The 11,620-nt window shown below is 72.9% G+C and carries 14 protein-coding genes and 1 riboswitch; of the genes, 6 read left to right on the top strand and 8 right to left on the bottom strand.

What is annotated here, in order from left to right:
- Positions 1-9 precede the first annotated feature (9 nt).
- The 7 genes from ACZ51D_RS21600 to ACZ51D_RS21570 all read right to left on the bottom strand — a co-directional run bounded on the left by ACZ51D_RS21600 (position 10) and on the right by ACZ51D_RS21570 (position 5,099).
- Complete coding sequence (locus ACZ51D_RS21600) at positions 10-450, bottom strand: PH domain-containing protein (protein ID WP_465624893.1); 441 nt, start codon at positions 448-450, stop codon at positions 10-12.
- A 107-nt stretch (positions 451-557) separates the two neighbouring features.
- Positions 558-1,406, bottom strand: a complete 849-nt coding sequence (gene hisG / locus ACZ51D_RS21595; protein WP_360491750.1) for an ATP phosphoribosyltransferase — start codon at positions 1,404-1,406, stop codon at positions 558-560.
- A gap of 124 nt (positions 1,407-1,530) precedes the next feature.
- Complete coding sequence (locus tag ACZ51D_RS21590) at positions 1,531-1,803, bottom strand: phosphoribosyl-ATP diphosphatase (protein ID WP_097238956.1); 273 nt, start codon at positions 1,801-1,803, stop codon at positions 1,531-1,533.
- A gap of 101 nt (positions 1,804-1,904) precedes the next feature.
- A complete protein-coding gene (gene ribH / locus ACZ51D_RS21585; RefSeq protein ID WP_360491753.1) occupies positions 1,905-2,378 on the bottom strand; it encodes a 6,7-dimethyl-8-ribityllumazine synthase in 474 nt (157 codons plus the stop codon).
- Positions 2,379-2,449: 71 nt separating this feature from the next.
- A complete protein-coding gene (locus ACZ51D_RS21580; RefSeq protein ID WP_465624890.1) occupies positions 2,450-3,721 on the bottom strand; it encodes a bifunctional 3,4-dihydroxy-2-butanone-4-phosphate synthase/GTP cyclohydrolase II in 1,272 nt (423 codons plus the stop codon).
- The gene (locus ACZ51D_RS21575) at positions 3,718-4,365 is read right to left on the bottom strand and encodes a nicotinamide riboside transporter PnuC (RefSeq protein WP_396287693.1); all 648 of its coding nucleotides are present in this window, start codon (positions 4,363-4,365) and stop codon (positions 3,718-3,720) included. Before ACZ51D_RS21575 ends, ACZ51D_RS21580 begins: the two co-directional genes overlap by 4 nt.
- Positions 4,362-5,099, bottom strand: coding sequence for a riboflavin synthase (locus ACZ51D_RS21570; RefSeq protein ID WP_465624888.1), 738 nt, complete (start codon positions 5,097-5,099; stop codon positions 4,362-4,364). Before ACZ51D_RS21570 ends, ACZ51D_RS21575 begins: the two co-directional genes overlap by 4 nt.
- A gap of 218 nt (positions 5,100-5,317) precedes the next feature.
- Positions 5,318-5,445, bottom strand: a riboswitch (FMN riboswitch).
- 214 nt (positions 5,446-5,659) lie between these two features.
- On the opposite strand from ACZ51D_RS21570, the gene ACZ51D_RS21565 reads away from it, so the two are divergent.
- The gene (locus ACZ51D_RS21565) at positions 5,660-5,908 is read left to right on the top strand and encodes an SCO4226 family nickel-binding protein (RefSeq protein WP_360491762.1); all 249 of its coding nucleotides are present in this window, start codon (positions 5,660-5,662) and stop codon (positions 5,906-5,908) included.
- A gap of 139 nt (positions 5,909-6,047) precedes the next feature.
- Here ACZ51D_RS21565 and ACZ51D_RS21560 read toward each other — a convergent pair whose 3' ends face one another.
- Complete coding sequence (locus tag ACZ51D_RS21560) at positions 6,048-6,365, bottom strand: antibiotic biosynthesis monooxygenase family protein (RefSeq protein ID WP_465663291.1); 318 nt, start codon at positions 6,363-6,365, stop codon at positions 6,048-6,050.
- A gap of 154 nt (positions 6,366-6,519) precedes the next feature.
- Here ACZ51D_RS21560 and ACZ51D_RS21555 point away from each other — a divergent pair, with 154 nt between their 5' ends.
- The 5 genes from ACZ51D_RS21555 (at position 6,520) to ACZ51D_RS21535 (ending at position 11,451) form a co-directional block, all read left to right on the top strand.
- On the top strand, positions 6,520-7,215 hold the full coding sequence (locus ACZ51D_RS21555; protein WP_465663290.1) for an MSMEG_1061 family FMN-dependent PPOX-type flavoprotein: 696 nt from the start codon (positions 6,520-6,522) through the stop codon (positions 7,213-7,215).
- Between the two features lie 220 nt (positions 7,216-7,435).
- Positions 7,436-7,849: an HIT family protein gene (locus ACZ51D_RS21550; protein WP_360491771.1), complete on the top strand. Its 414-nt coding sequence runs from the start codon at positions 7,436-7,438 to the stop codon at positions 7,847-7,849.
- A gap of 223 nt (positions 7,850-8,072) precedes the next feature.
- Positions 8,073-9,137, top strand: coding sequence for a serine hydrolase domain-containing protein (locus tag ACZ51D_RS21545; protein ID WP_465663289.1), 1,065 nt, complete (start codon positions 8,073-8,075; stop codon positions 9,135-9,137).
- 336 nt (positions 9,138-9,473) lie between these two features.
- Positions 9,474-10,184 (top strand): hypothetical protein, encoded by a 711-nt coding sequence (locus tag ACZ51D_RS21540; protein WP_465663288.1) that lies wholly within the window; start codon positions 9,474-9,476, stop codon positions 10,182-10,184.
- 85 nt (positions 10,185-10,269) lie between these two features.
- Positions 10,270-11,451 carry an alpha/beta hydrolase family protein gene (locus ACZ51D_RS21535; protein WP_465624880.1) on the top strand — a complete coding sequence of 394 codons (1,182 nt, stop codon included), beginning with the start codon at positions 10,270-10,272 and terminating at the stop codon, positions 11,449-11,451.
- Positions 11,452-11,620: the final 169 nt, after the last annotated feature.

Here is an 11,620-nt window from a genome sequence, read left to right as displayed (position 1 = left end):
GTGCCGGGCTCAGGCCTCGGCGTGGTGCTCGACGAGGTCGCGCAGCGCGCGGGCGTCCGCGATCGCCTGCGCCTTGCCGACGCCGGACTGGATGCCGACCACGGCGAGCGAGGTGCCGTCGGCGAGGTCGAGGGTGGCCCACGGATCGCCCTGGCGGAAGTTGACCCGGACGATCTCGGCCCAGGCGAGCCGGCGGCTGCGCACGAAGTTGACCACCGTCACGCCGTCCGCGTCGGCGCTCACCCGGGGGCGGGCCAGCATCAGGCCGACGGCGGCGAACAGGACGCCGCTGGCCGTCATCATGATCCGGTCGTTGAGCTGCCAGTTCGCCGGGAGCAGCACGGCCAGCACGGCGAACAGCACCACCAGCACGACGCAGACCGGCAGCAGCACGACGCGGGTGCGGCGCGGCGCCCAGGTGACGGGGAACTCGACGGGCGGCGTGGACACGTGGGGTCTCCGGGGTGGTTCTGGTGGCGGCAGCACGATGGGGCGGGGACGCCGACCGGCTTCCCCGCCCCATTGAACCGTTCTTTACTCGCGGGCGTGCGAGCAGGTCAGAGGCGGCAGGCGTGGATGTTGGTGACCAGGATGGCCCGGGCGCCGATGCCCCACAGGTCGTCCATGATCCGCTGGGCCTCCTTGCGGAGCACCATCGCGCGCACCGCGACCCAGCCCTCGGTGTGCAGCGGCGAGACGGTCGGCGACTCCAGACCGGGGGTGAGCCCCACGGCCGCGCTGACGCTCTCGGCGCGGATGTCGTAGTCCATCAGCACGTAGCGGCGGGCCACCAGCACACCCTGGAGGCGGCGCAGGAACTGCTCCACCCGCGGGTCCTCGCCCGCGCCCTTGGGGCGGATCACCACGGAGTCCGAGACCAGGATCGGCTCGCCGAACACCTCCAGGCCCGCGTTGCGCAGGCTGGTGCCGGTCTCCACCACGTCGGCGATCACGTCGGCGACGCCGAGCTGCACCGCGGTCTCGACCGCACCGTCCAGCTTGGTGACCGTCGCCTTCACCCCGTGGTCCGCCAGGTGCTGCTCGACCAGGCCGGTGTAGGAGGTCGCGATCCGCAGGCCCTCCAGGCCCTTGACGTCCTCGACCGCCACGCCCTCGGGGCGCGCGAAGCGGAAGGTCGACCCGGCGAAGCCGAGGGCGAGCACCTCCTCGGCGTTGGAGTGCGAGTCCAGCAGCAGGTCGCGCCCGGTGATGCCGACGTCCAGGCGGCCGGAGCCGACGTAGACGGCGATGTCGCGCGGGCGCAGGAAGAAGAACTCGACCTCGTTGTTCGGGTCGACGAGAACGAGCTCCTTCGGGTCCTTCCGCTGCCGGTAGCCGGCCTCATGGAGCATCTCCGCCGCGGGACCCGAGAGAGAACCCTTGTTGGGGACGGCGATGCGCAGCATGGGAGGTCGCTTCCTTGCCTGGGGGGAGGGGTGTGCTCCACGGAGCGGGAGCTGTTCGGGATGCTCGGGGTACTCGAGGGTGTTCGGGGTACTCGAGGGTGTTCGGGGTACTCGGGTACTCGGGTCAGAGGTACTTGTAGACGTCGTCGAGCGTCAGCCCACGGGCGATCATCATCACCTGAAGGTGGTAGAGGAGCTGCGAGATCTCCTCCGCCGTCTGCTCGTCCGACTGGAACTCGGCGGCCATCCAAACCTCGGCGGCCTCCTCGACGACCTTCTTGCCGATCGCATGGACGCCCTGCTGGACGAGCTGCGCGGTACGGGAGGACGAGGGGTCGCCGGTGGCGGCCTTCTGCTGGAGCTCGGCGAAGAGCTCCTCGAATGTCTTCGAAGCCATGATGGGCCCACCTTACGGCGTGCGGGCGGACGGACGGTAAACGGTCCCGGACCGTGGACAGTCCGGTGGACGTCCGCGGTCCGGGACCGTACGGGCTGCCGTCAGAGCGCGGCGCGCAGCACCGCGGCGGTGGCGACGGCGGCGGTGACGGCCTCGTGGCCCTTGTCCTCGGCGGAGCCCGGCAGTCCGGCCCGGTCGATCGCCTGCTCCTCGTTGTCGCAGGTCAGTACGCCGAAGCCGACCGGGACGCCGGTGTCGACGCTGACCTGGGTGAGGCCGACGGTGGCGGCCTGGCAGACGTAGTCGAAGTGCGGGGTACCACCGCGGATCACCACGCCGAGGGCCACCACGGCGTCGTAGCCGCCGTCGGCGAGGCGCTTGGCGGCGACCGGCAGTTCGAAGGTGCCGGGGACGCGCAGCACGGTCGGCTCGGCGATACCCAGCTCCTTGAGCGCGCGGTGGGCGCCGTCCAGCAGGCCGTTCATCACCTTGTCGTGCCACTGGGCGGCGATGACGGCGACCTTGAGGTCGGCCGCGCCTTCGATGGTCAGCTCGGGGGCTCCGTGGCCGCTCATGTTGTTACCTGTCCTTCGTACGGAATGGTCGGTGGACGCAGTGGTCGGTGGACGCAGTGGTCGGTGGTGGGTCAGGAGCCGAGGCCGGGCAGGTCGTGGCCCATCCGGTCGCGCTTGGTCCGCAGGTAGCGCAGGTTGTGCTCGCCGGGCGCGATCTCGACCGCCTCGCGCCCCTTGACCTTGAGCCCGTGCTCGGTGAGCGCGGTCTGCTTCCGCGGGTTGTTGGTCAGCAGGGTGAGCGAGCGGACGCCGAGGTCCACCAGCATCTGCGCCGCGATGCTGTAGTCGCGGGCGTCGGCGGGCAGGCCGAGGTCCAGGTTGGCGTCGACGGTGTCGCGCCCCTGCTCCTGCAGCTCGTACGCGCGCAGCTTGTGGGCCAGACCGATCCCCCGCCCCTCGTGCCCGCGCAGGTACAGCACCACGCCGCGGCCGGCCTCGGCGACCCGCCGCAGCGAGGCCTCCAGCTGCGGGCCGCAGTCGCAGCGCAGCGAGCCGAGGACGTCACCGGTCAGGCACTCGGAGTGGACCCGCACCAGGACGTCCTCGCCGTCCGGCAGCTGCCCCTCGGAGTCCAGGCCGCCGGCGACCAGGGCGATGTGCTCGACACCGTCGAGGGTGCCCTGGTAGCCGACGGCGGTGAACTCGCCGTGCACGGTGGGCAGGGCGGTGACGGCGGCCCGGTCGACGTGCAGCTCGGTACGGCGGCGGTAGGCGATCAGGTCCTCGATGGAGATGATCGCGAGGCCGTGCTCGCGGGCGAAGACGACCAGCTCGGGCAGCCGGGCCATGGTGCCGTCGTCGTTGACCACCTCGGCGATCGCGCCGGCCGGCGGCAGCCCGGCGAGCCGGGCCAGGTCGACGGCGGCCTCGGTGTGGCCAGGGCGGACCAGCACGCCGCCCTCGACCGCGCGCAGCGGGAAGACGTGCCCGGGGCGGGTCAGGTCGCCGGCCTCGGTGCCGGGCGAGGACAGCAGCCGGACGGTGCGGGCGCGGTCGGCGGCGGAGATCCCGGTGTCGACCCCCTCGCGGGCGTCCACCGAGACGGTGTAGGCGGTGCCCTTGCGGTCCTCGTTGACCTGGGTCATCGGCGGGAGCTTGAGGCGGTCCAGCTCCTCGCCGGTCATCGGCGCGCAGATCACACCGGAGCTGTAGCGGATGGTGAAGGCCATCAGCTCGGGGGTGGCGGCGGAGGCGGCGAAGACGATGTCGCCCTCGTTCTCGCGGTCCTCGTCGTCGACCACGACCACCGCGCGGCCGAGGGCGATGTCGGCGATCGCCCGCTCGACCGGGTCGAGGACGAGCTCGACCTCGGCGGCGCTCTGCTCGGACTGGTTCTCGGTCATGCCGTGGCTCCCTGCGGGACGGTGGCGGAGTTGGTACGCGGCTCACGGGTGCTCAGCCACCACGAGCGCAGGCCGAGCAGCACCAGGACGAAGTAGACGGAGTAGGTGAGGCCGGAGAAGGTGTAGCCGCTGTTGAAGGCGAGCGGGACGCCGACGATGTCCACGGCGATCCAGGCGAACCAGAACTCCAGCCAGCCGCGGGCCTGGGCCACCATCGCGGCCAGCGTGCCGACGAAGATGTAGGCGTCCGACCAGGGGCTCCAGGACAGGCTGGGGAAGGAGGTGAAGAGCAGCGCGAGCGCGACCGTGCCGGCCGCGGTGCCGGCCGCCAGCGCCAGCCGCTCGGGCCAACTGGCGAACCGTACGGCGATGGTGCCGGAGTCCCGGCGGCCCCGCCGCCACTGCGCCCAGCCCCAGGCGGCGGTGGCGATCACGATCAGCTGCTTGCCGATCAGGCCGGGCACGTGGCCCCCGAGGTAGGCGGTGATCAGCACCGCGCCGGACAGCAGCTGGACCGGCCAGCTCCAGACCGAGCGGCGCCAGCCGAGCGCGAGGCCGGCGAATCCGAGCAGGTTGCCGAACATGTCGGCCCACTTCACGTGTTCACCGAAGACGGTGAACGCCTCTCCACTGAGCCAGCTCACTTGGACTCCCCCGGGGTTTCGTCGATCGACGGGTTCTGCGGGCCCTGCGGGTTCTGCGCGCCCGGCAGGTCAGGCAGGTTGGGCAGGCCCGGCAGGTTGGGCAGGGTGCGGGACTCCAGGAGGCGTTCGACGTACTTGGCGAGCACGTCCACCTCCAGGTTGACGCTCTCGCCGACGGCCTTGGCGCCGAGCGTGGTCAGCGCGAGGGTGGCCGGAATGAGGCTGACGGTGAAGCTGTCCCGGGCGGCCTCCACCACGGTGAGGCTGACGCCGTCGACCGTGATCGAGCCCTTCTCCACCAGGTAGCGGGAGATGGTGTCGGGCAGCGAGAACCGCAGCACCTCCCAGCGCAGTTCGCCGTTCGCGTCGCGCTCGCCGGGCTCACGGCTCAACAGCCGCCCGGCGGCGTCGACATGGCCCTGCACGAGGTGGCCGCCGAGCCGGGCGCCCAGCGCCATCGCGCGCTCCAGGTTGACCCGGGAACCGGGCTTCAGCTCGCCGAGGCTGGAACGGTGCAGCGTCTCGGCCATCACGTCGGCGCTGAACTCACCGGTGCCCGCGGCCAGTTCCGCCGGGGAGTCGACGACGGTCAGGCAGACGCCGTTGACCGCGATGGAGTCGCCGTGACCCGCGTCCGCACAGACCACCGGGCCGCGCAGGCGGATTCGCGAGGAGTCGCCGATCTCCTCGATCGACACGACCTCGCCGAGCTCTTCGATGATGCCGGTGAACACCCGGGTTCTCCTCGCGTTTGGGGCGCGGACTCCGGGGCGGCAGAGGGAGATGACACGGACGGGCAACGGTGCGCGAGCCGACGGCACGACCCGTCGCCGGGATGCCGAGGCCGCCGGGAGATCGCTCACCCGGCCCGGGAGACACTGCTCTCCCGTCGTTCACCTGACCGCGGTCCGGTCCGGTAATGATGGACCACGGGTACTGCTCTTCGTCCGCCCGCGCACGCCTCCCATCCGGACTTTAACCGTCGGTCCAGGAATTTCACCTGGTCAACCGGCCGCTGGCTGCGGACGGGTCGCGGACTGTAACCGCCGGTTCGGATTTTCACCGACCCCGGAGTGCGCTGAACGTCACTGCTGATGCGGTCATTCTGCCACGGTCGGCGCAAGGGCAGGGAGGGGCTTTCGCTGTGGTCTGTTTCACGAACCTGCGGGGAATGCCCGGCGGGGTGCAACGCGCTCCTTCCGGGATCCGGTCTGGTGGCGGAGGCGGTCGGCGGGGGTGAGGCTGGTAGGTGGGGCCCTGCCGGTGACGCACCGAAGCTACGGAGGCGAGGGCGATGGCGAAGTTCATGGACGTCCACCACGGGATGACCGGGATCACGGCCGAGCAGCTCAGGCAGGCCCACGCGGCCGACCTGGCGGTCGAGGGCGAGGAAGGCGTCCACTTCGAGCAGGCGTGGGCGGACCCGGAGTCGGGCACGGTGTACTGCCTCTCCGACGCGCCCACCAAGGAAGCCGTGCAGCGGGTCCACAGCCGTAGCGGGCACCCGGCCGACGAGATCCACCCGGTGCCGTTGATGGTGTGAGGCCGGCCGCCCGGAGTGGTTCGGAGCGGCCGGAGCGGTTCAGCGTGTGGCGAGCGGTTCCGGGTGTTCGGAGCGGTTCAGCGTGTCGCGCAGCGGGTTCGGAGCGGCTCAGCGTGTGGCGCAGCGGGTTCGGAGCGGTTCAGCGTGTGGCGGGTGTGGTGATCTGCAGGAAGTGGGTGACCTCCGGCGGGTGCGCGAGGTAGCGCAGCTCGCCCTCCGACCAGACCGGCCGGATCCGCCACATCGGCCCGGCGTACCCGCGCAGGGCCTCCTCGTCGCGCCAGCGGCTCACCACCAGCACCCGGTGCCCGTTCTCCTCCGACACCGAGCGCAGCAGCTCACCGCCGAGGCAGCCATCCGTCCGCCCCAGCTGCGGGATCACCTGGGCGGCCAGGTGAGCGCAGAACTCCTCGATACGACCGGCCAGCACCTGCCCGGCCCAGATTCTGACGATCACGACCACCACCTCCGGCTGGCTGGAGTCCCTGGCCCCATTATCAGCGGAAAACCGCTGGTGGCGAGGGGTCGGCCGGGGTTCGACCGGAGGCCCCGGCACGGTCGGCCGCAGCTCGGCCGGCGGCGCCCCGGGGGCCCTCGGCTAAATTCGCGGTATGACCACCACACCGGAAGCTGTCGTTCCGTCAAGCACCCGTCCGGACCGGCCGGGCGACCTGTTCGAGGCCCTCCGCGCGGGCTCCCTCAGCGATCCCGGCCAGCTGCGCGAGATCTACGAGCAGCCCGGCGACCACGCGCGCCGCAAGCAGGTCGGCCACCTGCACGAGGTCGCGCAGCGTCTGATCGCCTGCTCCTCGCTGGTCTTCGTCGCCAGCTCCGACGCCGCCGGGCACTGCGACGTCTCCCCGCGCGGCGGACCGACCGGGCTGGTCTCGGTGCTCGACGAGTACACCCTGGCCATACCGGACGCCACCGGCAACAAGCGGTTGGACACCCTGCACAACATCCTGGAGACCGGCCGGGTCGGGCTGCTCTTCGTCGTCCCCGGCCGGGACACCACGCTGCGGGTGAACGGCCGGGCCTGTGTCTCCACCGCCCCGGAGCTGCTGCGCCAGCTGACCGCCGTCGGCAAACCGCCGCGCAGCGCGATCGTGGTCGCGGTGGAGGAGGTGTACGCGCACTGCCCGAAGTCGCTCCTGCGCGCCGCGGCGTGGAAGCCGGAGAACTGGCTCGCCAAGGACGCGCAGCCGAGCTCGGCGGAGGTCACGCTCTCGCACCTGCGGGACGAGGCGCTGACCATCGAGATGATCGAGCAGAACGAGCGGGACGCGCTGCTGTACCGGTACGAGTGAGGCCACCGTGCCGGCGGGGGCGGGTGAGGCGGGGTGCACGGCGGGCCGGGTTTCGCGGTGGGCCGGGGTGCACGGCGGGCCGGGTGCCCGGCCGGCCCCCTGCAGCACGGTGCGCCCGCCGGTCGGGCGGCCGCACCCGGTCGGCGGCCGGTCGGGTGACGGCGGGCCCCCGGGGGTTTGCCGGGGTGCCGGGGCGGCCGCCGGTGGCTTGAATGGACGGATGGACTGCGTCTTCTGTGCGGTGGTGGCGGGTGCGGAACCCGCGCACCGGGTGCTGGACGACGAAGCGGCGGTGGCCTTCCTGGACCGCCGGCCGCTGTTCCCCGGCCACGTTCTGGTGGTCCCGCGCGCCCACCACCGGACGCTCGCGGACCTGCCCGCGGACGAGGTGGGGCCGTTCTTCCTGCGGGTGCAGCGGGTGGCGGCGGCCGTCGAGCAAGGGCTGGGCGCGGCGGGCAGCTTCGTGGCGGCGAACAACCGGATCAGCCAGTCGGTGCCCCACCTGCACGTCCACGTGGTGCCGCGCAATCCGAAGGACGGGCTGCGCGGGTTCTTCTGGCCCCGGGGGAAGTACCCGGACGAGGCGGGGGCGGCGGAGGTCGCGGCCCGGCTGCGGGCGGCGCTGACGCGGTGAGCTGCGCGCTGCGCCTCGAGGGGCCGGCACCGTCCGGGCCGGCACCGTCCGGGCCGACACCGTCCGGGCCGGCACCGTCCGGGGCTGTGCCGTCCGGGGCTGCGCCGTCCGGGGCCGTACCGTGCCGGGAGCAGCCGGGTGTACGCCTGGAGAAGCATCGGGGACGGCCGAAATCGTTTTTGGGGCTGACGATCCGGCAGGTCGGCCCGCCTAGGCTCATGCCATGAACGAACTCGCGCGCGTCGTGCAACAGACGGTCGACCGGCTCGCGGGCCAGCACGTCGGCGCGGTCGTCGCCGGGCTGGCCGGCGGTGACTCGGAGATCCGCGCTGCCGGGCGGTCGGGTCCGGGCGGCGGCGTGCCCGGGCCGTCCACCATCTTCGAAATCGGCTCCGTCACCAAGGTGTTCACCTCGCTCGTGCTCGCGCGGCTGGCACTCGACGGCACGGTACGGCTCGACGAGCCGCTCGCCGAGGTGCTCACCGGCGCGCGGGGCGGCCGGGTCGTCGTCCCCGGCAGGGGCGGGCAGCAGATCACCCTGCGGCACCTGGCCACCCACACGGCGGGCCTCCCCCGCCTGCCCCGGGGCCTGCTGGCGAAGGCCCTACTCAAGCCCAACGCCCCTGATCCGTACGCCCGTTGCAGCACCGAGTACGTGCTGGACGGGCTCGCCCGGACACGGCTGCGGGCCGCGCCCGGGCGCAGCTTCCGCTACTCCAACCTCGGCGCGGGGCTGCTCGGCCTGGCCCTCGCGCACCGGGCCGGTACGGGGTACGAGGAGTTGGTGACGCGTGAGGTCTGCGAGCCGCTGGGGCTGGTGGACACGCACGTGCGGGGGAACGCGGAGCGGCCCGGGCGGCTCGCGCACGGGCACACGCAGGGTGGGCGGCCGGTGCAGTACTGGGACTTGGCGGCCGTGCCGGGCATGGGCGGGCTCCGGTCGACCGCCGCCGACCTCGCGATACTCCTGCGAGCCCAGCTGGCCGCCGACCGCGCGTCGGACGCGCCGCTGTCGCCCGCGATCATGCTCACCCGGGAGACCAGGCACCAGGTCAACCTGTTCGCCTGGATGCACCTGGGCTGGCTCGGCCACCGGCTGCACAGCCAGCAGGGCGGCCACCTGCAGATCTGGCACAACGGCGCTACGGGCGGGTTCCGTTCGTTCGTGGCCTTCGACCCCGAGAAGCAGGTGGGGGTGGTGGTGCTGTCCAACACCCGCCGGTCGGTCGATCCGGCGGGCACGGCGCTGCTGCGCAGGCTGCAGACGGACTTCGCCACGGCGGGGTGACGGCGAGGCAGGACGCGGCAGGGCCGGCGCGGACGGTCGGCTCGGGAGGCGCCCGACCCTGCCCATCGGCACCCCCGGTAGCGGCGGGCTCCGGGCCGGGGGCGATGATGGTGGCGAGGTCGTTTCGGGCCAAAAGGTGCCGATTGGCACTGTTGCCAGGTGCCGCGGACGGTCGATGCTGGGGATGGATCCGGCAGCTGCGGTTCCGATGGGTCCGCCGAGTGAAAGGGGGCCGACGTGGCGGTGGTGTGGTCGCCGACGCGGGTGCGGACGGTCCGTCCGTCCGGGCCGGTCGGTCAGGGCGGCCGGGTCGGGCCGGCTGATCGGATCGGGCCGGTGGTGCGCGTGTACCGGCGGTTCCGGCCGGTGCCCCGGCGGGCGCGGGCGTGGGTGGACGCCTGCGCGGCCGTGGTCGCGGTGGCCGCCTGTCTGGCGCTCGGCGGGTGGTGGCCCGCGCCCGTGGTGGGGGCCGTCGCGGTGGTGGCGGCGAGCGGGTTCGGGTGGCTGCGGCCGGTGCCCGGTCTTCGGTCGGTACGGATCCACGAGGGCGGGCTGGTGCTGGTCGCGGCGGACGGCGGCGAGCGCCCGCTGCCGTGGGGCGCGCTGGAGGCCACCGAGTACTCCTCCGGATACTCCCCTGACGGTCGGCGCGGGGCCTGTGAGCAGGGACGAATATGGCTGGCCGGCGTGGACGAGCCGGTGGTGCTGGAGCATCTGCACGGGCTGGCCCGACTGTTCCGGGAGCTGGAGGAACGCCTCTCCCCCGGGCTCCGAGCCGCCCTGCACGAGACGCTGCGCACCGAGGGCAGCGTCCGGTTCGCACGGGGGCGGCTGACGGTGACGGCCGGCGGGCTGGTCCACCGGCCGCCGCACCCGCTCACGGCGACGGAGGCCTACCGGTGGGCGGAGGTGGAGTCGGCCCGGGCGTCGGCGCTTGGGGAGTTGGAGATCCGGACGCGCTCGGCCGGCCTGCCGCTCGCCCTCGCGGTGCCCAACGCCCGTGCGGCGGCCGGCTTCCTGGAGGAGCTCCGGGCCACCGCCCCCTAGGGGTCGCGACAGGCTCATCCCGGAAGGGACCAGTACATCTCTGAGTGGACGTCAGTTTCACTGCCTGCGGCCTACCGTCGCTGACATGAGCCGACTTCGCACCACCGCCGTCGCCGCCGCCCTGCTGCTCGCGCTGCCGTTGTCCGTCGCCGCCGCCTCGCCGGCCCTCGCCGCGCCCTCGCCCACCGGGGCCGCCGCACCCGCCGCCCAGACCGCCGTCCGCATCGAACTCCCGCGCCCGACGGGCCGGTACGCGGTCGGGCAGGAAGTCCTGCAGCTGGTGGACCAGAACCGTCCGGACCCGTGGGTGCCGTCCGCCGGACCGCGCCGGCTGATGGTCTCGATGTACTACCCCGCGCACGCCGGGACGGGCAGCCCGGCGCCGTACATGACCGAGGGGGCGGCCCGTGCACTGCTGGACGCGAAGCTGCCGGGCACCACCATCCCGACCGAGGCGTTGACCGGCACCCGGACCTGGGCGGAGTCCGGCGCGCGCCCGCAGGGCGGCCACTACCCGCTCGTGGTGCTGTCGCCCGGCTTCACCATGCAGCGGACCTCACTGACCAGCCTCGCCGTGGACCTGACCAGCCGGGGGTACGTGGTCGCCCTGGTCGATCACACCTACGAGAACTTCGGGACCACCTTCCCGGACGGGCAGACACTGCCCTGCGTGATGTGCGGGCGGCTCAGGACCCCCGAGGCCTGGGCGGGCCTGGACGAGAACCGGGCGAAGGACGTGTCCTTCGTCATCGACCAGCTGACCGACCGCCCCCACCCTGCCTGGCGCTACGCCCGCATGATCGACCGCGACCGGATCGGCATGGCCGGGCACTCGGCCGGGGGCGCGGCCACCGTCCCGGCACTGCTCGCCGACGACCGGATCCAGGCCGGGGTGGACCTCGACGGCACCATGGACGTCCCGGTCCCGGCCTCGGGGATCGGCGGCAAGCCGTTCCTGATGATGGGCCACCCGCTGGGCAACGGCGACGAGGACGGCAGCTGGGTCACGAGCTGGTCCAACCTGGACGGCTGGAAGCGGTGGCTGACCGTCGACGGCACCATCCACCCCAGCTTCACCGACTTCCCGGTGCTCATCGACGGGCTCAGCCTCCCGCAGGGGCCCGGGGCCACCATCGCGCCCCGCCGCGCCGTCGAGCTCACCCGCCAGTACGTCGGCGCCTTCTTCGACCTGCAGCTGAAGGGCATCGAGCAGCCGCTGCTCGACGGGCCGACCGCCGCCAACCCGGAGGTGCGGTTCCACTCCTGACCATCGGCCCGTGGGCGAGGCCGCCGGCACCCCGCCGACGGCCTCGTCGGCGTACGCGGGCGGACGCGCGGACAGGTCAGACACCCCATGTCGTTGGGTGTCAAGCGGCAATGGGTTGGGCGTGGTGTGACCAGGCGGTCGCCTCGTCGTAGAGGGTGCGGGTCTTGAG

It is taken from the genome of Kitasatospora sp. NPDC033851 (assembly GCF_055576085.1).
The sequence above is the reverse complement of the archived record's forward strand: the minus strand, read 5'-3'. Positions and strand labels throughout refer to the sequence as shown.

Excerpts from the sequence above, each read along its gene's own strand:
- ACZ51D_RS21580 (WP_465624890.1), bottom strand. The coding sequence starts at position 3,721 with ATGACCGAGAACCAGTCCGAGCAGAGCGCCGCCGAGGTCGAGCTCGTC.
- ACZ51D_RS21535 (WP_465624880.1), top strand. The coding sequence starts at position 10,270 with ATGAGCCGACTTCGCACCACCGCCGTCGCCGCCGCCCTGCTGCTCGCG.
- ACZ51D_RS21545 (WP_465663289.1), top strand. The coding sequence starts at position 8,073 with ATGAACGAACTCGCGCGCGTCGTGCAACAGACGGTCGACCGGCTCGCG.
- ribH (WP_360491753.1), bottom strand. The coding sequence starts at position 2,378 with ATGAGCGGCCACGGAGCCCCCGAGCTGACCATCGAAGGCGCGGCCGAC.
- ACZ51D_RS21550 (WP_360491771.1), top strand. The coding sequence starts at position 7,436 with ATGGACTGCGTCTTCTGTGCGGTGGTGGCGGGTGCGGAACCCGCGCAC.
- hisG (WP_360491750.1), bottom strand. The coding sequence starts at position 1,406 with ATGCTGCGCATCGCCGTCCCCAACAAGGGTTCTCTCTCGGGTCCCGCG.
- ACZ51D_RS21590 (WP_097238956.1), bottom strand. The coding sequence starts at position 1,803 with ATGGCTTCGAAGACATTCGAGGAGCTCTTCGCCGAGCTCCAGCAGAAG.
- ACZ51D_RS21565 (WP_360491762.1), top strand. The coding sequence starts at position 5,660 with ATGGCGAAGTTCATGGACGTCCACCACGGGATGACCGGGATCACGGCC.
- ACZ51D_RS21555 (WP_465663290.1), top strand. The coding sequence starts at position 6,520 with ATGACCACCACACCGGAAGCTGTCGTTCCGTCAAGCACCCGTCCGGAC.